Here is a 21493-nt window from a genome sequence, read left to right as displayed (position 1 = left end):
GTTAGTGTTATATTGTTCTATGGTTAGAAACTTTTTAGGAATGTATGATTTATATATGGACTAAATCATATATTGGAGGTAAAGATGAACAGAGAAGTTTTAAAGGTAGAAAATATAGAAAAATATTATGGAAAAAGAGGTAATATAACTAAAGCAATTGATAATATAAGTTTTACAGTTGAAAATGGAGAATTTATTGGTGTAATGGGACCTTCAGGAAGTGGTAAGACAACGCTTTTAAATTGTATATCTACTATAGATAGAGTAACTAGTGGTCATATAAAGATAGCTGATAAAGATATTACACAGTTAGATTCTAAAAATATTGCTAAGTTTAGAAGAGAGAAGTTAGGATTTATATTTCAAGACTTTAATCTTTTAGATACATTAACTTCTTATGAAAATATAGCATTAGCGTTAACTATTCAAAGGTTAAATCATAAAGAAATAGACAAGAGAGTTAAAGAAGTTGCAGATAAACTTAATATTTCAGACGTATTAAATAAATATCCTTATGAAATATCAGGTGGGCAAAAGCAAAGGGTAGCATCAGCTAGAGCTATAATAACAAAACCTGAGATAGTACTTGCTGATGAACCAACAGGAGCTTTAGATTCTAAGTCAGCAAAGATGTTGCTTGAAAGTCTAGAACATTTAAATAAAGAACTAGGGGCAACTATTATGATGGTAACTCATGATGCCTTTACAGCTAGCTATGCTAGTAGAATTCTATTTATAAAAGATGGAAAAATATTCAATGAGCTAATTCGTGGAAATGATTCAAGGAAGGAGTTTTTCAATAAGATAATTGAAGTTGTAACTCTTCTTGGAGGTGACCAAAGAGATGTATTTTAAATTGGCAGCTAAAAATATAAAAAAGAGCTTAAAGGATTATACAATATATTTTCTAACATTAGTATTTGGTGTTTGTGTATTTTATACATTTAATTCTATTAAATCACAAGGTGTAATGATGGAGTTAAGTGAACTACAAGCTAATGCTTTTGAACTTACCAATTCTGTAATAGGTATAGCATCAGTATTTATCTCTTTTATTCTTGGTTTTTTAATAGTTTATGCAAATAATTATTTGATAAAAAGAAGAAAAAAAGAATTTGGAATATATATGACTTTAGGTATGGAAAATAAAAGTCTTTCAAGAATAATATTTGTTGAGACTATGTTAATAGGGGTAATATCTTTAGGTATAGGCTTGGTATGTGGAGTTTTATTATCACAAGGTATATCGGTTTTTACAGCGAAGTTATTTAAAACAGATATTACAAAGTTTACTTTTATATTTTCAAAGGATGCATTTATTAGAACTATTATATGTTTTGGACTTATTTACTTAGTTGTACTTATATTTAACTCATATGCTGTTAGAAAAGTACAATTAATAGATTTGTTAAATGGAGCAAGAAAAAATGAAAATTTAAAAGTAAAGAATATATGGATATCAGTAGTAGTATTTTTAATTAGTATCACTATGATAGGAATTGCTTATTATATGGTATTAAAAGCTGGGGTGGCTGTAGTATTTAATATAGTTCCAATAATACTTGGATTTGTAGGGACATTTTTATTTTTCTTTTCATTATCAGGATTTTTACTGAAAATTTTACAAGCAAACAAAAAGCATTATTTAAAGGATTTAAATATGTTTGTTTTAAGACAAATAAACAGCAAGATTAATACAACTTTTATTTCTATGAGTTTTATATGTTTAATGCTATTTGTGGCTATATGTACATTTTCAGGAGGGCTTGGAATTACTAAAGCAATGAATATAGATTTAGACGATTTAACTCAGTTTGATGCTAGTTTTTGGAGTTATGATACAGATGATATAATAGGAGTTATAAATGAACAATATGGTGGTCTTGACCCTATAATAGAGGAAAAGTCTCAATATACAAACTATAATACAGAAGCTAATTATAGTAAGTTTATTTCTCAAGAAGCTATGGAAAAAAATAAAAATAATTATCCTATTTTTGTAGATGATAAAATCAAAGCAATAAAGTTAAGTGATTTTAATTCAGTTATGGGAATGTTAGGTAAAGAAGAGATAGCTTTAGAAGAAAATGAATATTATGCTTTTGGAGATATACCAGATTTAATAAAGTATATTCAAGAAGCTATGGATAGAGAAACAAATGTAATTGTAAATGGAAATGAATTAAAGCCTGCTAACTATGAAGTTATGGAAGTAACTACGTATAATTCAACAATGAAAAATAATTTATGTACATTTGTAGTAAATGATAGCTTAGTTAATGGATTAGAAGTTTCAATGACAAATTTAAATATTAAATTTAATTGCAGTGAAGATGAGGCAGAAAACTTTATAAATAATAATCTAAGATCAGTTGATAGAGAGGGGAAAATCCCTGTTTATGGAATGACTAAAAATGAGCTAAGAGACAACTCTATCGGTTTAGGAGCAATGATATCATATTTAGCTATTTATATAGGAATAGTATTCTTAATTACATCAGCAGCAGTTCTTGCGTTGCAGCAATTATGTGAATCAGCGGATAATAATTATAGGTATGAATTATTGAAGAAAATAGGGGTAGATGATGAAATGATAAAAAGATCATTATTTTATCAAATAGGAATTTACTTTATGGTACCTCTATCACTTGCAATAGTACACGCTATAGTTGGATTAAAAATATCAGGTGATATAGTTTCTATATTTGGAAATGCCAATATGCTTAAATACATTTTATATACTATGATAGCTGTTATATTAATATATGGTGGATATTTTATAGCAACCTATAATGGTGCGAAGAAGATAATTAAAGAAAGGTAGTAAAATGTTTTTATTAATAATTAGATTGTAAGAGGTTTATAAAAATGAGTTATAATAAAAAAATTACTTTATTACTGATTGGAATTGTGATTCTAGGAACTTTAAGTGGATGTAGTAAGTTTAAGCAAATGAAAGATACTGCTATAGAAAATATAGCTATAGAAAGTAAATTACCACAATATAATTTAGATACAGAAAAATATGATAATATATCTTATGGTAATGATAGATATTTAATTATAGGTGAAGAGGTAGATATTGATTCAATTGGTGAACCTATAGGTAAAGTGAATTATAGTTGCACCATTGATGAAAATAAAGTTGAACTTTCAAAAGATGAATTGCTGAAAGTAGATGTGGGTGGAAGTAAGAAAAAAGAAGCTAAATACAAATTAACTTTTGGATGGATTCATGAAGTAAAAGATATGAATCAAAATGAAGAGATAGCAATTAATATTAATAATCTGTATTATAAATGCAAATTAGAAAAGAGATAAGGTTGGATTTAAAAAGCATCAGTACAAATCAGTAGTCAAGGTTAAAAATTTAACCTTGACTATTTCAATACAAAACTTTCGAATAAAACCAAATATATTAAAAGTTTTCTGAATATAGATAAGTTATCTATCCAGTAAACAAAAACTAAAAAAGAAAAATTTAATTTAGTGGCTTTTATAGACTAAAGTAATTCAGAGTAGAGAAATTAAAATAATTAGATAAGTGGTAAAAGATATATTGAAATATGGTACAGATTAACTTATAATAACGGTAAGGAAATTTAAGGGGTGGAAAATATGAATGAGAAAATTAATTTGTTTTTAGAGAATAATAGAGCTTTAGAGGATGTTAAAGGTTCATGGGGGATGTATGGATTTCAAATAAAGAGCAGTGCATTAACTTGTACAATGAAAAACCAAATAGTACATACAGATAGGATTAATTTAGCATTAGATATAATTAAGAAAAACACTTCTATGTTTTCAAATTTTAGAGGGATTAATAAGTTAACGACAGCTATTACGATTTCTTTTGAAGATAATATGGAAGAGAGCTTGAATGAGATTATATCTATTTATAATAAATTAAATGATAACTTTTTTAGCAGTGAATATCTAGTAATGGCAGCACAGGTGATATTTAATGCAAGGTATAGAGTTAATGTTGATGATGCAGTAAGAAATACTAGAGTTGCATATGACTATATGAAAAAGCATCATAGATTTTTAACAGGTCAAGAAGATATTGCAAATGCAGCAATAATAGCTACAACTTCAAATGATTTAGAAGAAACATTTAACGAGATAGAAGAAAGCTATCAGTATTTAAAGGACAATAGAATTGCTTATAGTAATAATATTCAATCTTTATCACATATTTTATCTTTAATTAATTTACCTTCAATACAAAAGTGTGATGAAGTATTAACAATGAACTCAATTATGAAAGAGAGGAAGGTTCATTTAAAAGATTACTTTATACCAATGCTTGGAATAATAACTTTTTTAGCTGATAACAAAGAAGCTTTTGCTACGAATATTGCAGATGTAAGTATGGCTTTAAAGAAGGAAAAAGGATTCGGTAACTTTGCTTTGGGAAGTAATTTTAGAAATATGATTTCTGCGACATTAGTTTCTTTAGATTACTTAGAAACTATAGATAATGAGTTGAAAGATAATATAATAAGTAATACTAATAATATTGCATTAACTGTAGCTATAGCTATGCAAACAGCAGTTTTAGTTTCATCAGCAGCTGCAGCGGCTGCAGCATCATCTGCTGCTTCATCATCATAAAGATTATATATAGATATAGAATATAAAAAATTTAAATAAAGGATTTTGGGAAATACTATTTATGACTATTAAGAAGTTAAGGAGGTATAAATATGGAATTCCCAAAATCTTTTCCTATGCAGGAACAAAATCACCAACCAGGCTTTGAGTGTGAGATGAATCCAAGACCTATTTTCGATGATCCCAAATATAATAAAAAAGGTGATACTTTAAGTGGTAAAGTAGCAATAATTACAGGTGGAGATAGTGGAATAGGAAAGGCAGTATCAATAGCTTATTCAAAACAAGGTGCAGATATAGTTATTGTATATTTTAATGAACATAGAGATGCAGAAGAAACTAAGAGATTAGTTGAGGAGAATGGTAGAAGGTGTACAATAATCGCTGGAGATATAGGTAATGTAGCATTTTGTAAAAATGTTGTAGATGTAACAATTAAGGAATATGGAAAAATCGATATATTAGTAAATAATGCAGCAGTTCAATATGAAGATAAAGACTTTAAAGATATAACAGATGAGCAGTTTGATAAAACTATGAAAACTAATATATATGGAACTTTTTATATGACAAGGGAAGTATTAAAACATATGACTTCAGGAGCATGTATAATAAATACAGCTTCAGTAGTAGCTTTTAAAGGAAATGAAAAGCTTGTTGACTATTCAATGACAAAAGGAGCTATTACAGCTCTTACAAGGTCACTTTCAACAGAATTAGCAAAAGCAAAGAAGAATATAAGAGTAAATGAAGTTGCTCCAGGGCCTATATGGACACCACTTATACCAGCATCGTTTACTAAGACTGAAGTAGCTAGCTTTGGTCAAAATGTTGCCATGGGAAGAGCAGGTCAGCCAGTAGAATGTGCAGGAGCTTATGTGTTTTTAGCTTCTGATAATGCATCATATATTACAGGGCAAACTATTCATGTAAATGGAGGAGAGATTGTTAATAGTTAGCTGAAGCTAGGGTGAAAAGTAACCTACGGTTAGGGATAAATATTCACTATGTGAATAGGGAAAAGTCACTGAGTTAAAATGAAAAGTTTTCTTCGTAAAGGTGAAAAGAATTTACTTAGGCTTAAAAAACTATTGTTTAATATTAATAAATGAGTAATAATAAATTCATAAATATTAAAAACAGAGGAAGATAGAAGATGACTAAGTATAAGAAACCTGAATTATTAGCTCCTGCTGGGAGTTTAGAAAAATTAAAAATAGCATTTCAATATGGTGCTGATGCAGTTTATTTTGGAGGACAATCATTTTCATTAAGAGCTGCAGCTCAAAACTTCTCTTATGAAGAGATGGCAGAAGGTGTTAAGATAGCAAAAGAGTATGGGAAGAAAATGTACTGTACAGTAAATATAATGCCAAGAAACTCAGATCTAGAAAAGCTTGCTGAACATTTAAAGAAATTAGAAGAAGTAGGAATAGATGCAGTTTTAGTATCTGACCTTGGAGTATTTTCTTTAGTTCAAAAATATACTAAATTACCTATACATATAAGTACACAAGCTAATACTGTGAATTATGAAGCATGTAACATGTGGCACAAAATGGGTGCGGAAAGAGTGGTATTAGGGAGAGAATGCTCATTAAAAGATATAATTGAAGTACGTGAAAATATTCCAGAAGACTTAGAGCTAGAAGTATTTGTTCACGGCGCAATGTGTATATCATACTCAGGAAGATGCTTGCTTTCAAGTTATATGGCTGGAAGAGATTCTAATAGAGGAGCATGTGCACAAAGTTGTAGATGGAAATACTCTTTAGTTGAGGAAAAAAGACCAAATGAATATTTTCCAATTGAAGAGGACCAATATGGTACATATATAATGAATTCAAAGGATTTATGTATGATAGAGCATATTCCAGAACTTATGCAAGCAGGAATATCTTCATTAAAAATTGAAGGAAGAAATAAAAGTGAATATTATGTAGCAATAGTTGTAAATGCTTATAGAAAAGCTATCGATTTATATTATGCAGATCCAGAAAATTATAAGCTACCTAAGTATTTATTAGATGAAATGTATAAAGTTGCACACAGAAGATATCATACAGGATTCTTCTTTAATGAGCCTATGGAAGAAGGTTTAATATATGATACAAATAATCACGTCAGAGAATATGATGTAGTTGCTCTTGTATTAGACTATGATAAAGAAACAGGCTTAGCTACTTGTAGACAAAGAAATAAATTTGTGAAAGGTGATATTGTAGAAATATTATCACCAGAAATTACCGGGGAGCCTTTTACTGTTGATGAATTATATAGAGAAGATGGTGAATTAATAGAGGGATGTCCACATCCTGGTATGATATGCAAGGTTAAAGTACCTTTTGCTTTAGAGAGAAATAGTTTTATAAGAAAAGAGTTAATTTAATAAGAAAGAGCTAACGAAAACGTTAGCTCTTTTTAAATTTAAAATAATATTAACAAATTATACACATATTTGAAAGTTGAAATGAAATATGTTAAAGTATTATGTGTAAAAAATTTATTGTAAATTGTCGATTTGATTGGAGATTTTTGCAGAATTTATTAATTTAATTCTACAATTGTAAGAAATAGTTAGATTATTTATAGAGATTTACAGTGAAATAAGGCTATAGCTTGTTTGAATTAATTGTGAATTTTATTAGAAAATAAATTCATAAATTTCTTTAATTAAAAAAACATTGACAATAAATTAACTTTACATTAATAATAATAAGGTAAATATAAGTGGAAGGGATGGACTCAATTATGAAATTAAGAGTTATAGCAGCTACATTATTAGCAGCAACATTATTAGTAGGATGCGGAAGTAAAGCATCAGGAGAAAAATTAACAGGAAAAGCTGAAGGCTTCGGTGGAGAAGTTACTGTAGAAGTTACAGTTGATGGAGATAAAATCACAGCTGTTACTGCAAAAGGAGATAGCGAAACTGATGGAATCGGATCTAAGGCTATAGAAGAGCTTCCAGGTAAAATAGTAGAAGCTAATTCAGCTGATGTTGAAGTTGTTTCAGGAGCTACAGTAACATCAACTGCAATTATTGATGCTGTAAAATCTGCTTTAGAATCTAAATAGTATAATAAAATACAAAGGGTGAGTTTATGCTAAGTAAAAAAGACATCAAGTTAATTGCAATAATCATAGGGATAAGTCTTGTAATTTGGATAGGATATACAGTTATGAGACCAAAAGGCCCTTCTATAGAAGTTATACATGGGAATACAGTTGTTGAAAGACTTGACCCTAAAGTAGACGGAAGATATACTATTCAAGGTAGTTATGGAGAGCTTGTAGTAGAGGTTAAAGATGGTAAGTTTAGAATTACCGATGAGGAGTGTCCAAACCATGTTTGTTCAGCAATGGGTTGGGTAGAAAGTGATGGATACTTACCTATATTATGCTTGCCTAATGAAGTGATGGTTGGAATGGAAGGCCAGTTTGATGAGTAAGACTAAGAGACTTATTTACTTAGCATTGCTTACATCTATGGCTATAGCCTTACAGGTATTTGAAAGTATGATAGCAATACCGTTGCCATATGGGGCAAAGCTAGGACTTGCCAATATTATTGCTTTAGTAACTATGGAACTCTTTGATGTAAAAGAGCTTATTTTAGTTAATTCAATGAGAGTATTGTTAGGTTCTTTATTAAGGGGAACATTTTTAACAAGTACCTTTTGGATATCTACAGGTGGAGTGCTATTAAGTAGTTTAGCGATTATATTTATGAAGAAATTCACAAAGCAATCGATGATAGGAATATCTATTGTAAGTGCTGTATTCCATAATATAGGACAAATAATAGTTATTACATTCTTATATAATAATGTTGCACTTGCTGCAATATTACCAATATTACTTATAACTGCTATTCCAACAGGAATATTAGTTGGCATCGCAGCTAGAGAAACAAGCTCTAGAGTAAAATTTTCATAGTACAAGACAAGAAGCTAATTTTTAGCTTCTTGTTTTTTTATATAAATAAATTGACAGAAAAATTAAAAAATATAGAATTTTATAAAAAAATAATATATAATAATAAGACAATTAAAAATGTGTAAAAAACTTGTAAAAAATACATAAAATAGTTTAAGAATAGTTTTATATAAATAATAATAAAATAAAGATTAGGAGGAGTAGGAATGGAATGCACATATGCACAAATTGATTTGAATTCTTATGTAGCTAAATACGTAGATGAAATGGGTTGTAGCCTAGAGGAAGCTTGCAGAGAATTAGGTATAGAATTATCTAAAGTGTTCAATTCAGAAGAAAAAAATAATTATTAGAAAATTAGTGCATGTTAAATGAGTTTTAAGACTTATTTAACATGCACTTTTTATTTTAACTTATAAAATGAAAAATCCTGCTGCTATTATGAAATACACAGCCATTAATTGAGCTCCTTCAAGCCAATTTGAGCCACCATCTCCTGCAACTTTATTAGCTATTAGAACTGATACTATTAAAGCAATAAGTTCAAATTGATTAAAGATTATACTCATTGGTGTAAACAAAAGGCTTAAAAATATAAGTATAGGTGCAACGAATAATATTACTTGCAAGCTAGATCCTAAAGCTATTTCAAGAGCTACATCCATTTTATTTTTAAGAGCCATTGTTATAGCTGTACTATGTTCAGCTGCATTTCCTATAATAGGAATTAATATTATACCAACAAAAAATTCACTTAAACCCAATTTTGATGTAATATCTTCAACACCACCAACTAGGAATTCGCTTTCAATAGCAATTAATACAGTAGCTACTACTAATACAGTAATGGCTTTTTTTAATGACCATTTAGCTTTTCCCTCTTCTTCATATGTAACAGAATATAAGTCCTTATGAGTAAAAAATGAGAAGAATAAACTACATAGGTACAATATAAACATAACTACTGCAACTATTAAAGTTAGACCTTCATATCGAGTATTTAATAATGATGGGTCTAAGGTATGAGTAAATACAGCTGGTATACATAAACCTATTACAGCGAAAAGTAACATACTAGAAGTAGTATCTACAACATTTATATTGAATTTTTGTACCTTGTGCTTTAATCCGCCTGCAAACATGCTAGCACCAAGAACGAGAAGAATATTTCCAATAATAGCTCCAGCTATTGATGATTTAACTACTTCAAATAAGCCTTCTTTAAGGGCAAAAAATGATATTATAAGTTCTGTTGCATTACCAAAAGTAGCATTTAAAAAGCCACCAATTTTAGGGCCAGAGTAAAATGAAATTTCTTCAGTTCCTTCACCCATGAGACCTGCTAAAGGTATTATTGATAATGCCGCTAAGATAAACATAACTGATGGAGAGAAGTTCATAAACTTACCAACTATGCTAATTGGTATAAAAATTAACATAAATTTTAATATCTTCATAATTATCACAACCTATCATTTGAATATATAATATATGTTTTCCATAATAAATAATATTATTAATAAAAATAATTGGAGAGAAATTATTTTTAATATATACTATAAGTGAAGTTTTAAATCTTTATTTATGCTGGAATAGAGAATTTACATAACTGAAAGTTTAAATTTTACCCATGGGGTATAGGTAATTTGGTAACTTGAATTTACATAAGCTATACTCCTACGAATATATATGAGTAGTGAGTTTTATTATAAATAGGTAGGTGGAAAAATGAATATACAAATCTTTGGAACTAAAAAATGCTTTGATACTAAAAAGGCAGAAAGATATTTTAAGGAAAGACGAATTAAATTTCAGTTTATAGATTTAAAAGAAAAATCATTAAGTAAAGGTGAGTTATCTAGTGTTAAAAATTCAGTAGGATTAGAAAACTTAATAAATAAATCATCAAAGGATTATAAAAAATTAAACTTAGATAAAATAAGAAGTGCAGATATGCGAGAAGAGATTTTATTTAAAAATCCTTCAGTATATGTAACGCCTATAGTTAGAAATGGAAAACAAGCTACTGTAGGATATAAGCCAGAAGTATGGAATGAATGGGAGTAATTTATTTAATTTAGAATTATAAAATTTCAATTATAAATTAAGGAAGAAACTGCTTAGGCAGTTTCTTTTTTTTCTTAATTTATCATTTAGCATTTATAATTTTTAATTAAATTGCTTCGCAATTTATTTTACTCTTCCATAACAGCAACTGCTAGCAGTCTAGGACCAGAGTGTATTCCTACAGCTGGAGTTATTGTTCCACAGTGCATAAATATAGTGTTTTGATGCTTCTCTAATATTGATTTTAAAGCTTCTGCTTCTTCCTTCATAGTACCTGTCATAATTATAACTTTTCCTCTGCCACGATCTAATATTTCTGTAGCAAGCTTTACTAGCTTATTAAATGCTTGTTTTGAACCACGAACCTTTGCAAAGTTAGTATAGCTACCATCATCAGCCATAGTTATTATAGGTTTTAAATTAAGTAGCTCTCCAATACCACCAGTTACCTTTCCTATTCTTCCGCCTTTAATTAAATATTCTAAGGTATCAACAGTAAAGTACATATTAACTCTCTCTCTAAGAGTAGGTATAGCTTTACATATTACATCAAAGTTTTCCCCGTTATTAATCATTTTACCAACTTCAATTACTATTAAGCCAACAGCCATTGAAAGAATTTTTGTATCAAATATAAAAGAAGTTATTTTATCATCATATTGTTCACTAGCTAATCTAAAGCTATTTATTGTTCCAGATAATCCAGAAGAGATTGGAAGAACAATAGCATGTGTGTATCCTTCAGAAATAAGTTTATCATATAAATCACAAGCGTCTTGAACTGAAGGCATTGATGTAGTTGGCAATTCTTCCTCTATTTTAGAGTAAACTTCATCAGCTGTGATATTAACTCCATCTATATATTCACCAGATTTATATATTATTTTTAAATTTACAATGTGTACGTTATATTTATCAACATATTCTTTGGGTAATCCACAGGTACTATCTGTGATCAACGCGATTTTGCTTATAAGATCCTCCTTTTTACTTTGAAATAATTTGATTTGCTAAATATTTTCTTGAGAAAATAATATCATATCGACATTAACTATGCAAGAGATAGTTTTCAAAACTATATGATGAATTTCGAGCTTTATTTACATATTTAATAACATAAATAATTAGTTAAGAATAATATTAGATAAATAAATTTGTATAGTTACTTATACAGCATAATAGGAAATGTTGAGATGAGGTTTTATGAAAAAAGTTCTTACTCTTTGAGGAAGAAAATCAGGGAGAGATATAGATAACAAAAAAGAAGCTAATATAAGATTTATACCAGCAAAGATTACAGAAACTCCAGTAGTAGATAATAGCAATATTTATTATGAGGGTAGGATTACTTATGTGGATAGAATTCATACAGATAGTTTTACAGAGTAGTCAAAGATAAGTTATCCTAAAGATGATTATCACTATATTTATTATGGGGAAATTATTGAGTGCTATGCAAGATAAATATAGCCTTCGGCTAGAGAAATATTTGCCTTTGCAAATAGAAATATGTTCTTTCAGAACAGATAAATATACGCCTACGGCATAGATAAACTGACGTAGGCATATTTCTATTAGCGTTAGCAAAAGTTTCTATTTCTTTAGGCGCTAATCAAGTCTTTCTAATTTTCCCATATATAGTCTTGCGGGAATAAATTTAATTTTAAATTCTTTCTCGTAAGAGTTAACCCATTTTATTTCTTTTACAGTTATTAAAGAAATTGCTTTTCCTGAACCTAATCCACGGGCGGTTCTTCCTGCTCTATGTAGATATTCATTTGAACTACCAGGGAAGTCTAAGTTTATTATGTGCGTTACATCAGGTATATCAAGACCTCTGGCAGATAAATCAGAAGAAACTAAAACAGGACATTTTCCATTTTTAAAGCTATCTATAGCTCTTTTTCTATCTTCTTTAGATGATTTACCACTTATGTATATAGCATTAACTTTATGGTGCATTAGCTTGTTTGTAAGTACATCCATTTCAGTATTGTTATTAACAAAGACAATAGCTCTTTTTGGTTTTTCTGCTACTAGAAGTTTTCTTAAATTTTCAAATCTATCTCTATTATCACCAAGTATACATATATGCTCTATATTTGGATTTAAAGAAGTTTTTGCTTCTGTTTTAATTATTTCTACATCTTCTTTAACTAATGACTTTGCTTCTTTCAAAGCTTCAGGGCTGATACTAGCTGAGAAGAACATAAGCTGTCTATCTCTCATAGTTGTTTTTATTATATCCTTTATAACACTAGTTCTATTGTTACGAAGTAAAGAATCGGCTTCATCTATAACTATAGTTTTTATAGTGTGAGCTGTTATTTTTTTCTTTCTGATAAGATCTAAAATTCTACCAGGAGAACCAACTATTATATGTGGTTTAATTTCTTTTAATTTTTTTATTTGTTTTTCTATATTTGATTCACCCATAATAGTTAATGAAGTTACTTTAGTTTCAGAATTTGTGTTAAGTAACTTTATTTGAGATTCTATTTGCATAACAAGCTCATGAGTAGGAGCAAGTACTATAGCTTGCATTTCTCTTTTTTCTGTATCTATTTTGTGGAATAAAGGAATAAGATAAGCTAAAGTTTTACCGCTTCCTGTATGAGCTTCACCTATAATATCTTTATTTTCTAATGCTTTTGGTATGCTTAGGTATTGAATTAGAGTGGGTTCTGTTATATTTTGCTTTTCAAGACCTTTTATTATATTTAAATTTACGTCAAGTTCACTAAATGTTTTATTCATTTTTTTCTCCTTAAGTTTAGTATTATCTATATTAGTATACAATAAAATAAAATTTTATGTAGACTTATAGCTAACTTTATCGGAAAAAGATAAAGGAATATTAATTGTAAAAAAATACAAAAAGTTATATAATATAACTACTGGATTATTAAATGGAATAATACTTTTATATTATAGGGGAGAAGGGTATGGATAATAATATTGCACCACAAACTAATGAGGTAGTAACAAAGCCTACCAGCAAACTAAAGAAAATCTTATTTTTTTCTGTATTAGCAGTAATTATATTAGTTGCATCTACTGCAGCTTATGTTAATTCTGAAAATAAGAAACTTGTTAATAGTTATGAAGATAAGGTATACCCAGGAACTTTTGTGTTTGACACAGATGTTTCAGGCTTTACTAAAAGTGAATTGCATACTGTTTTGGAAGAAAAGGTTAATGAGATTTCATCAAGAAAAATTAATGTGACTATTGGTGATTCTAAATTTGAAAAGAGTTATTTAAATCTTGAGACAACTATTGATTATGATACTTTTGAAAATGAAGTTTTAAGCTTTGGAAAAGATAAAAATTTCAAAGAAAAACTTGCCTTGATAAAGGAGCCAGAAAGTAGAAGTTATGGTTATGAAGTAGTTTATAGTGAGGCTAAGATTTCAGAGTTTATAGATACAATAGCTGAACAAGTTAAGATAGAGCCAATAAATGCAAGTATAAGTGTAAGCTGGGATTCTGTAAGTGTAACAGAAGGACAAATCGGATATGAGTTAAATAAAGATGAATTATTTAATAACATAAAAACAGCTTTACAAGATATACATGGAGATGAGTTAGTTTCAATTGAAGGAAATCTTAAAGAGGTAGATCCTGAAATAACAGCTGAAGCATTAAAAACAGTAGATACAAAAATATCTTCATACACAACTTATTTCCAACCAGGACCAAGTGGGACAAATATTCAAATAGGAGCAGGAATGATAGGTAATGTATTACTTATGCCTGGAGATTCTTTTTCAACAGTAGAGGCTATAGGGCCTACTACTCCAGAGTATGGATTTGTTTCTGCTAATACTTACCTTAATGGTAAGGTAGTTCCTGGATATGGTGGAGGTGTATGCCAAATTTCTAGCACAATATATAATGCAGAGCTTAGAGCAGGTATAATTCCAGACTTTAGGACATATCATGAAATGACTGTTGGATATGTTCCACAAGGTTTAGATGCAACTATAGGAGATGAATGGCCAGATTTAGTCTTTACTAATCCTTATGATTATCCTGTAGTAGTTAATGTATATGCTAGTGGTGGTTCAATAACTGCTGAATTTTGGTCTAATAGCCAAGCTACTGGTGGGGTAACATATGAACCAAAAGCTTATCAAACAGGAGCTCTATCTGCAGATACTTATTTATATGGATATAATTCAGCTGGTGAATGTATATCAGAAGTATATTTAGATAGTAGTGTTTATAAACCATTTTAGTTAGATGTAAATAATTATAAAAAGAGTTGCTTTTTAGCAGCTCTTTTTATTTTTATGGGGATATTGAAAAAAAGAGAAAAAAATAGATAATAGTAAATTGATTATGAAATCATAACTAATTTGAAGGAAAATAATATTTTTTAAATTTGACTTTTAATTTTCAGGGAGTAATATAATTCTAGGTAAATTATGCGGCTAAAGGAGGGAAAAGTTGTACAGTTTATGGTTGTGAGGGATAAATATTAAGATTGAGTTTATATATGAGAAAAAGAAAATAGTACAATCTTAGAGTGTCATATTTATTATAGGAAATACAAATAATAGTAAATGAAATATGAAGGGATAAGTAGTAAGGAGATACAAAAGATGAAGAAGATATTTGAAATTTATAAGAAGGATATAAGTAGTATATTTAAAAATTATGCGGCACTTATAGTTGTTATTGCTTTATGTATAATACCATCATTATATGCCTGGTTTAATATAAAGGCATCATGGGATCCCTATTCACAAGAAGCTACAAGTGGTATAAGTATAGGGGTAGTTAATAAAGATAAGGGCGTTAATGTTAATGGTAAAGAAATTAATATTGGGGATGAAGTTGTAGCAAATCTTAAGGATAATAAAGATCTTGGATGGCAATTTCTATCAGCAGAAGAGGCTGAAAAAAGTGTTGAAGAGGGAAAGATTTATGCAACGATAACAATTCCAGAAAATTTCTCAGTAGATTTAACTTCTGTTATAAGTGAAGATATTAAAAAGGGAGAAATTATATATACAGTTAATGAAAAAATAAATGCTATTGCACCAAAGCTTACAGATAAAGGAGCTACAGCACTTCAAGAACAGGTAAGTAAATCTATAGTTGAAACTGTAAGTAATGCGATTTTCGGAGTAGCTAATGAATTAGGAATAAAATTAGAGGAACAAATACCAAAGATAACAACTATATATAACTCATTAGTTAAAATTCAAGGAAGCTTTGGAGATATAAATAATACTGTAGATACAGCGGCAGATGGAGCTGAAAAAATTCAAACTCTAATTGCAGATATACAAAATGATATACCAAAAATTCAAGATACTATTACAAATGCTCAAAATTTAAGTAGCCAAGTGCAAAACTTTATAACATCATCACAAGGAGCAGTTGAAAAATTATCACCTACTATTAAGCAAGATATAAAAATAGTAAGTGAAGTTTCAAGAGATATAGCAACATATACTCAAGGAGTTAAAGATGCTATAAATACCGGAGCTGATAATGCACCAGCAATGGTGAATAATTTGATAACTAAGGTAAATGGGTTAAAATCTACAGCAGACTCAGTACTTAATATATTAAATACATTAAATAAGTTTTCAGGTGGGTCTTTAAGTGGTGCTATAGATAGTTTAACTAATATTAGTAATTCTTTAAGCGCAGCATTAGGAACATTAAATGATATTAAGACTAAGGTTGATAGCGGAGTTGTAATAGATTTATCTTTGCTAGACAATATAATTGGTGTTGCCAATGATGTAGCTAGTATTACAGATGGTATATATGCTAATTATGACTCAACAATAATACCAGCATTAAATGATACTTTAAATGTGGCTTACAATACTGCAAGTGGAGCGTTAGAAATACTTAAAGGAGCAGAAGCTGCATTACCTCAAGTACAAGATATATTAAACATAGCTTATTCAGGAGCTCAAAAGGGTGAAGAAGGAATTGCATTTGTTAAAGAGGCTTTACCAGAAGCTGAGGCTATGATAAATGATTTAGTTACTAAAATGGCTAACATTAGTAATGAAGATGAATTAAAAGAGGTTGTAAACTTATTAAAGGCCGATGTGGCAAAACGAAGTGACTTCTTAGCAAATCCTGTGAATATAGTTGAAAATAAATTATACCCAATGGGGAATTATGGAACAGCAATGACTCCATTCTATACAGTTTTATCTCTTTGGGTTGGATTAATGCTACTAAGTTCTATGATCTCTGCAGAGAAAGAAGGAGATTATACTCCAAGACAAGTTTATTTTGGAAAGCTATTATTATTCTTAACTATAGCTATAATACAAGCGTTAATAGTAGCCTTAGGAGATTTATATATACTAAAAATTTATTGTGTTAATCCATCGCTATTTGTAGCTGGAATAGTCTTTACAGCTATAACATTCACATTTATAGTATATTCTTTAGTTTCTGTGTTTGGTAACGTAGGTAAGGTATTAGGAATTATACTACTTGTTTTACAAGTAGCTGGATCAGGTGGAACATTCCCAATTCAATTAACCCCAAGATTCTTCCAAGTGGTTAATCCATTTTTACCATTTACATATTCAATATCTTTTGCAAGAGAAGCTATTGGAGGAGTTGTACAGTCAGTGTTAACTAAAGATATTATTATTTCATTAATTTATATAGTAGCATCGTTATTAGTTGCTTTATTATTAAAGAAACCTATAAATAAGTTATCAGAAGGATTTGTTCAAAACTTTAAAAAAAGTGGACTTGGAGAATAAATAGATTATGCAAGATATAGAGTTAAATAAATACTTTATATCTTGCATCTTTTTTTATATTATTTTTATACTAGCTATGGTAAAATAATTATTGTAAACAAATTGTTAACAGAGATGGAGGGGTTTAATGAGAAGAAATGAAATCGATTGGATTAGAAATATTTGTATATTAATGTTGTTTGTCTATCATACAGCAGTGTTATTCACTGATTTTGGAGATTTTTATATTAAGGCTGAACGTAGCAACTTATTTTCAAATATATTTATATTATTAACATTTTCTTGGTATATGCCACTTTTATTTTTCTTAGCAGGTGCATCAACTTATTTTGCTCTTCAAAAGAGAAACGGAGGACAGTATATAAAAGAAAGAGCAAAAAGATTACTTATACCTTTTATATTTGGAATTGTTGTTATTGTGCCTCCTCAAACATACTTAGCTAGATTGTGGAGAGGTGAAAGAAATATAAATTATTTTAGTCATTTAAAGATGTTTTTTACTAATGTAAGTGACTTTATGGGCTTTGATGGTAATTTTAGTCCGGCGCATCTTTGGTTCATAATATTTTTATTTACAATATCTATCGTAGGTGTTCTTATAATTAAATGGATGAAGACAAGACCAGGAAAAGCTATAAGTAATAAAGTTAAGCCGATAGTTTTAGGAAAGCAAGCTTTATTATGGGTATTAGCATCATTAATAATTTTAGAAATGATACCAACTATAGGTGGAAAGGGAGTATTAACTAATTTATTATTATTTATTTTAGGTTATGCGGCTTATAGTGATACTGAGGTTATTGAAAGATTATCTAATAATAGAAGACTATTTTTAAAATTAACACTGGCTACAATTTTTGTAGGAGCAGTATACCTTTTCTTGTTAAGAGGTACTCAAAATGGAGTTGTTGTATATACTTTAGATGGAATATTAAAGAGCACCATATCGTTAATTATGGGAATAACTATAGTTTCTTATGGAATTAGGTATTTAAATAAGAAGAATAAAGTATTAGATTATTTAAATAAAGCATCTTTTCCAGTATATATTTTGCATCAAACTATATTGTTAGTTTTAGCATTTTATATATTACCATTAACTTTACCTGCATGGATTTCAATAGTTCTAATAATTACTTTATCATTTGGATTAACATTTATAGCTTATGAGATTTGCAGAAGAATTAAATTTATGGATGTATTATTAGGAATGAAATAAATTTTAATGTAGATATATTTGAATCGAAGTCTTTAAAAATTTTTTGATATAAATTAGCTAAGAGTAATTTTTATTCTTGGCTTTTTTATTTGTAATTTATTAATAAGTATAAAATTATAAAATAAGAGATAGTTCAATAATTTATTATTCATTGCGCATACTATTTTATAGAGTGAGAAAAGTGGAGGCGGACATATGAGTAATAAAGACATATTTTTAAATGATGTAAAAAGTGGTGAAAACACAAAAATTTCTTTGATGGTTATGAGAGTAATGTTTAGAGATACTACAAAAGTAGTTGCTATATTGGCAGACAAAAGTGGAGATATAAAGGCAACTATACCTTGTAAAAAAGGAGATGTAACTGAAGGGAGAGTTATATTAGTAGAAGGTAAAAAGGACGGGAATTTTGATGTAAGGAAATATGAGTTTATTGATGAATATGAAATTGAAGACTATCTTCCAACTGTAAAGAGACCAATAGAGGATATTGTGGAAGAATTAGAATTATACACTGATGAATATATAATTTCGAGAGAAGGAAAAGCTTTAAATGATTATTTCTTTAAGAATGAAGAGTTTTTACAAAAATTCAAGAAAGCAATTGGTGGCGTATCAATGCATCATAATTATATAGGTGGACTTGCAGAACATACATTAGGAGTTATGTATTTAAGTACAGTTTTTTCAGAAAGATATAATTGTAAGAATAGAGAGATTGCAATATTAGCAGCAAAACTTCATGATATAGGAAAAATTTATGAAATGAGTTATGATGGACCTTTTAAATACACTCTTAAAGGAGAAATGGAAGGGCATATAGTTATAGGAATCCAAATGCTAAATAAAGCTTTTGAATCAGAACCTAATCTTTACTCAGAAGATTTTAAAGCTAGAATAAAAGGGTGTGTTGTTCAGCATCATGGAAAGCCGGAGTTTGGATCACCAAAAGATATGAATATGGAAGAATCTTATATTGTTCACTATGCCGATTATGTAGATGCAACGATGAATAAGATAGAAAAAATTAAAGAGAAATATCCAGATGGTGGTTGGACAGAATATGATAGAAAACTAGAAGCAAGGTTATATTTATAGTGGAGGTAAAGTATGAAGAGATTGGCTAAAGTTTTATTTATAGTTATGTCTTTTCTATTAAGCATTGAAAGTAGTATCTTTGCTTATGAAGAAAATGTAGATGATTATATATGTAATACTAAAAGAGACTTATTAGTTTTAATGTTAACATATCCTGAATGTATTAAAGACATTGAAAAAGATGAAGAGGGATTTATTTATCTAATAATGCAAAATAATAATAAGGTTCTTTATGATGATAAAAAAGAAAAAAGTCATGAACAGAAATTTTACAATTCTGACCTCCAAGATACATTAGAACAAATATATCCTTTAGATATGATAACTGATGTAATGGAGGAAGGGAAAGATCCAGGAAGAATTAGGTCTTATTCTTTCTTAAGTAATGTGTATGGAGGTAGTAAAGAGGCTGTACAGAAAAATATAATTAATAAAAATACTTATTATGGAACGATGATGTTTAATAAAATAAATGGAGCTGCAGATAATCTTGAAAAGGCTCTTAATAAAGTAAGTGAATTAGCTAAACAAAATACTAAGATATATAATTTTGTTTCTCCCACTAGTGGAACTTTTAATTATAGAGTTATAAAAGATACAGGTCAGCTTAGTCCTCATGCATTTGCTATTGCAATAGATTTAAAGAGTGATCCAGCAGATTATTGGAAATGGTGTAATAGAGAAAAAGGTGGAAATAGAATTTCTATTTATCCAGAGGAAATAGTTAAGACTTTTGAGGAATGTGGTTTTGTTTGGGGAGGGAAATGGGCTCATTTTGACATATTACACTTTGAATATAGACCGGAAATAATATTAAAGGCGAAATGTTTTGGAAATAATGAAGTAACAGAAAATAAAGAGTGGTATGAAGGTTGTGAAATAAATCAAGATACAGAAGCTCTAATTCAGAAGATTAACAGTATTATAGATAAGTAAGGAGTGGAGAAATGAAAAACGGATTAGAAGAAGATACTTTTGTAGAAGCTATTAGCTCCGATACAATGTTAATTGATATTGATCGTATGGTGTGTAAAAAGAATAAAAATATCCCTGAAACTATATTAGCAGATATGGAAAATAATAAAGAATAATAATGTTACACATTTGTAATAATTTTGTAAGTTGACTTACTATTTTTTAATGTTTATAATTTTTAATAACAGTGAGGTGAAAAGTATGGTGAATAAAAATAGTAAGAAATTAGTTTTTGGAGCGTTATCAGCGATTGCCGCCTCTGTTGCAGCAGGGGTTTTTGTAAAAAAAACCATGCAAAATAAAGAGGAAAATGATTCTGAAAAAGAAAAGAAGAAAAAGAGAAGTAAAAATGTTTATTATACTGTATCATTAAATGAAATATATAATACATATGATGATAAAACTTTTTCAGAAGAAGATATGATAAATGAAATAAAGAAGGAAACATCTTTATAAAATATGGATGTTTAAGAAGGAGCTACTAAATGTGGCTCCTTATTTTTTGTATATATTATATTGAAAATAGTAAAAATAACTTTGAGTAATAATATAAGGAGAGGATTTAATGGATTATAAAATAGCTGATTTAAATCAAAAACAATATAATGCAGTAAAGAGAGCAGAAGAATTGATTAAAGAAGAAACTGGTAAGGAGTTTGTTATGATTGCTTGGGAGAAAGAAAAATAATTAATTCATAAAGAAACAATTATTTTATAGTGGGGGATTTAGCTTATACTTTCTATTTAATTAACATTTATTTTAATATAATATAAATATATTAAAAAAAGTATAGAAATTTAAATTTAGATGATGTATACTATT

22 protein-coding genes are annotated in these 21493 nt (G+C 28.6%); 19 read left to right on the top strand and 3 right to left on the bottom strand.

From position 1 onward, the window contains the following. Window positions 1-84 precede the first annotated feature (84 nt). From H8S20_RS01950 to H8S20_RS01905, 10 genes are all read left to right on the top strand, one after another. On the top strand, window positions 85-855 hold the full coding sequence (locus H8S20_RS01950) for an ABC transporter ATP-binding protein (RefSeq protein ID WP_186859184.1): 771 nt from the start codon (window positions 85-87) through the stop codon (window positions 853-855). Next, on the top strand, window positions 845-2824 hold the full coding sequence (locus H8S20_RS01945) for an ABC transporter permease (protein WP_186859183.1): 1980 nt from the start codon (window positions 845-847) through the stop codon (window positions 2822-2824). Before H8S20_RS01950 ends, H8S20_RS01945 begins: the two co-directional genes overlap by 11 nt. Window positions 2825-2868: 44 nt before the next feature. Beyond that, window positions 2869-3321, top strand: a complete 453-nt coding sequence (locus H8S20_RS01940; protein ID WP_186859182.1) for a NisI/SpaI family lantibiotic immunity lipoprotein — start codon at window positions 2869-2871, stop codon at window positions 3319-3321. Between the two features lie 297 nt (window positions 3322-3618). Further along, window positions 3619-4617, top strand: a complete 999-nt coding sequence (locus tag H8S20_RS01935; protein WP_186859181.1) for a DUF4003 family protein — start codon at window positions 3619-3621, stop codon at window positions 4615-4617. A 92-nt stretch (window positions 4618-4709) separates the two neighbouring features. After that, window positions 4710-5576 carry an SDR family oxidoreductase gene (locus tag H8S20_RS01930; protein WP_186859180.1) on the top strand — a complete coding sequence of 289 codons (867 nt, stop codon included), beginning with the start codon at window positions 4710-4712 and terminating at the stop codon, window positions 5574-5576. Window positions 5577-5773: 197 nt separating this feature from the next. Continuing rightward, entirely contained in the window at window positions 5774-7006 is a 1233-nt protein-coding gene (locus H8S20_RS01925; RefSeq protein ID WP_186859179.1) for a peptidase U32 family protein, read from the top strand. A 362-nt stretch (window positions 7007-7368) separates the two neighbouring features. Then, on the top strand, window positions 7369-7695 hold the full coding sequence (locus H8S20_RS01920) for an FMN-binding protein (RefSeq protein WP_081921813.1): 327 nt from the start codon (window positions 7369-7371) through the stop codon (window positions 7693-7695). A 26-nt stretch (window positions 7696-7721) separates the two neighbouring features. Further along, a complete protein-coding gene (locus H8S20_RS01915; RefSeq protein WP_032119636.1) occupies window positions 7722-8069 on the top strand; it encodes a NusG domain II-containing protein in 348 nt (115 codons plus the stop codon). Further along, on the top strand, window positions 8062-8556 hold the full coding sequence (locus tag H8S20_RS01910; protein ID WP_032119635.1) for a Gx transporter family protein: 495 nt from the start codon (window positions 8062-8064) through the stop codon (window positions 8554-8556). The genes H8S20_RS01915 and H8S20_RS01910 overlap by 8 nt, the downstream gene beginning before the upstream one ends. 206 nt (window positions 8557-8762) lie before the next feature. Continuing rightward, entirely contained in the window at window positions 8763-8909 is a 147-nt protein-coding gene (locus H8S20_RS01905) for a hypothetical protein (RefSeq protein ID WP_186859178.1), read from the top strand. Window positions 8910-8969: 60 nt separating this feature from the next. Here H8S20_RS01905 and cax read toward each other — a convergent pair whose 3' ends face one another. Then, complete coding sequence (cax, locus tag H8S20_RS01900; RefSeq protein ID WP_032119634.1) at window positions 8970-10013, bottom strand: calcium/proton exchanger; 1044 nt, start codon at window positions 10011-10013, stop codon at window positions 8970-8972. Between the two features lie 271 nt (window positions 10014-10284). Between cax and H8S20_RS01895 the strand changes: the two genes are divergently transcribed. Beyond that, window positions 10285-10623: an arsenate reductase family protein gene (locus H8S20_RS01895; RefSeq protein WP_032119633.1), complete on the top strand. Its 339-nt coding sequence runs from the start codon at window positions 10285-10287 to the stop codon at window positions 10621-10623. 128 nt (window positions 10624-10751) lie between these two features. Here the strand turns inward: H8S20_RS01895 and H8S20_RS01890 are convergent, their stop codons facing one another. Both H8S20_RS01890 and H8S20_RS01885 read right to left on the bottom strand, forming a co-directional pair. Further along, on the bottom strand, window positions 10752-11582 hold the full coding sequence (locus H8S20_RS01890) for a DegV family protein (RefSeq protein WP_207725231.1): 831 nt from the start codon (window positions 11580-11582) through the stop codon (window positions 10752-10754). 649 nt (window positions 11583-12231) lie between these two features. Beyond that, on the bottom strand, window positions 12232-13380 hold the full coding sequence (locus tag H8S20_RS01885) for a DEAD/DEAH box helicase (RefSeq protein WP_032119631.1): 1149 nt from the start codon (window positions 13378-13380) through the stop codon (window positions 12232-12234). Window positions 13381-13568: 188 nt separating this feature from the next. On the opposite strand from H8S20_RS01885, the gene H8S20_RS01880 reads away from it, so the two are divergent. From H8S20_RS01880 to H8S20_RS20615, 8 genes are all read left to right on the top strand, one after another. Further along, window positions 13569-14864 carry a VanW family protein gene (locus H8S20_RS01880; protein WP_032119630.1) on the top strand — a complete coding sequence of 432 codons (1296 nt, stop codon included), beginning with the start codon at window positions 13569-13571 and terminating at the stop codon, window positions 14862-14864. A 366-nt stretch (window positions 14865-15230) separates the two neighbouring features. Next, window positions 15231-17378 (top strand): YhgE/Pip domain-containing protein, encoded by a 2148-nt coding sequence (locus H8S20_RS01875; protein ID WP_032119629.1) that lies wholly within the window; start codon window positions 15231-15233, stop codon window positions 17376-17378. Between the two features lie 127 nt (window positions 17379-17505). Continuing rightward, the gene (locus tag H8S20_RS01870) at window positions 17506-18597 is read left to right on the top strand and encodes an acyltransferase family protein (RefSeq protein ID WP_032119628.1); all 1092 of its coding nucleotides are present in this window, start codon (window positions 17506-17508) and stop codon (window positions 18595-18597) included. 195 nt (window positions 18598-18792) lie between these two features. Further along, window positions 18793-19695, top strand: a complete 903-nt coding sequence (locus H8S20_RS01865; RefSeq protein ID WP_186859177.1) for a 3'-5' exoribonuclease YhaM family protein — start codon at window positions 18793-18795, stop codon at window positions 19693-19695. Window positions 19696-19707: 12 nt separating this feature from the next. After that, a complete protein-coding gene (locus H8S20_RS01860) occupies window positions 19708-20631 on the top strand; it encodes a M15 family metallopeptidase (protein WP_186859176.1) in 924 nt (307 codons plus the stop codon). Window positions 20632-20642: 11 nt separating this feature from the next. Further along, complete coding sequence (locus H8S20_RS01855; RefSeq protein ID WP_186859175.1) at window positions 20643-20786, top strand: hypothetical protein; 144 nt, start codon at window positions 20643-20645, stop codon at window positions 20784-20786. Between the two features lie 85 nt (window positions 20787-20871). Beyond that, window positions 20872-21126 (top strand): hypothetical protein, encoded by a 255-nt coding sequence (locus H8S20_RS01850; protein ID WP_186859174.1) that lies wholly within the window; start codon window positions 20872-20874, stop codon window positions 21124-21126. A 109-nt stretch (window positions 21127-21235) separates the two neighbouring features. After that, window positions 21236-21358, top strand: a complete 123-nt coding sequence (locus H8S20_RS20615) for a hypothetical protein (RefSeq protein ID WP_279288157.1) — start codon at window positions 21236-21238, stop codon at window positions 21356-21358. Window positions 21359-21493: the final 135 nt, after the last annotated feature.

It is taken from the genome of Clostridium hominis (assembly GCF_014287825.1).
Classification (GTDB): Bacteria; Bacillota; Clostridia; order Clostridiales; family Clostridiaceae; genus Clostridium; species Clostridium hominis.
Note: the sequence above shows the minus strand (reverse complement) of the source record. Positions and strands in the feature narration are given on the sequence as shown.

Bases quoted from the DNA above. Each gene is read 5' to 3' on its own strand.
- H8S20_RS01905 (WP_186859178.1), top strand. From the start codon at position 8,763: ATGGAATGCACATATGCACAAATTGATTTGAATTCTTATGTAGCTAAA.
- H8S20_RS01935 (WP_186859181.1), top strand. From the start codon at position 3,619: ATGAATGAGAAAATTAATTTGTTTTTAGAGAATAATAGAGCTTTAGAG.
- H8S20_RS01870 (WP_032119628.1), top strand. From the start codon at position 17,506: ATGAGAAGAAATGAAATCGATTGGATTAGAAATATTTGTATATTAATG.
- H8S20_RS01930 (WP_186859180.1), top strand. From the start codon at position 4,710: ATGGAATTCCCAAAATCTTTTCCTATGCAGGAACAAAATCACCAACCA.
- H8S20_RS01855 (WP_186859175.1), top strand. From the start codon at position 20,643: ATGAAAAACGGATTAGAAGAAGATACTTTTGTAGAAGCTATTAGCTCC.
- cax (WP_032119634.1), bottom strand. From the start codon at position 10,013: ATGAAGATATTAAAATTTATGTTAATTTTTATACCAATTAGCATAGTT.
- H8S20_RS01865 (WP_186859177.1), top strand. From the start codon at position 18,793: ATGAGTAATAAAGACATATTTTTAAATGATGTAAAAAGTGGTGAAAAC.
- H8S20_RS01895 (WP_032119633.1), top strand. From the start codon at position 10,285: ATGAATATACAAATCTTTGGAACTAAAAAATGCTTTGATACTAAAAAG.
- H8S20_RS01950 (WP_186859184.1), top strand. From the start codon at position 85: ATGAACAGAGAAGTTTTAAAGGTAGAAAATATAGAAAAATATTATGGA.
- H8S20_RS01875 (WP_032119629.1), top strand. From the start codon at position 15,231: ATGAAGAAGATATTTGAAATTTATAAGAAGGATATAAGTAGTATATTT.
- H8S20_RS01920 (WP_081921813.1), top strand. From the start codon at position 7,369: ATGAAATTAAGAGTTATAGCAGCTACATTATTAGCAGCAACATTATTA.
- H8S20_RS01945 (WP_186859183.1), top strand. From the start codon at position 845: ATGTATTTTAAATTGGCAGCTAAAAATATAAAAAAGAGCTTAAAGGAT.
- H8S20_RS01915 (WP_032119636.1), top strand. From the start codon at position 7,722: ATGCTAAGTAAAAAAGACATCAAGTTAATTGCAATAATCATAGGGATA.
- H8S20_RS01860 (WP_186859176.1), top strand. From the start codon at position 19,708: ATGAAGAGATTGGCTAAAGTTTTATTTATAGTTATGTCTTTTCTATTA.
- H8S20_RS01880 (WP_032119630.1), top strand. From the start codon at position 13,569: ATGGATAATAATATTGCACCACAAACTAATGAGGTAGTAACAAAGCCT.
- H8S20_RS01940 (WP_186859182.1), top strand. From the start codon at position 2,869: ATGAGTTATAATAAAAAAATTACTTTATTACTGATTGGAATTGTGATT.
- H8S20_RS01910 (WP_032119635.1), top strand. From the start codon at position 8,062: ATGAGTAAGACTAAGAGACTTATTTACTTAGCATTGCTTACATCTATG.
- H8S20_RS20615 (WP_279288157.1), top strand. From the start codon at position 21,236: ATGGATTATAAAATAGCTGATTTAAATCAAAAACAATATAATGCAGTA.
- H8S20_RS01925 (WP_186859179.1), top strand. From the start codon at position 5,774: ATGACTAAGTATAAGAAACCTGAATTATTAGCTCCTGCTGGGAGTTTA.
- H8S20_RS01850 (WP_186859174.1), top strand. From the start codon at position 20,872: ATGGTGAATAAAAATAGTAAGAAATTAGTTTTTGGAGCGTTATCAGCG.
- H8S20_RS01885 (WP_032119631.1), bottom strand. From the start codon at position 13,380: ATGAATAAAACATTTAGTGAACTTGACGTAAATTTAAATATAATAAAA.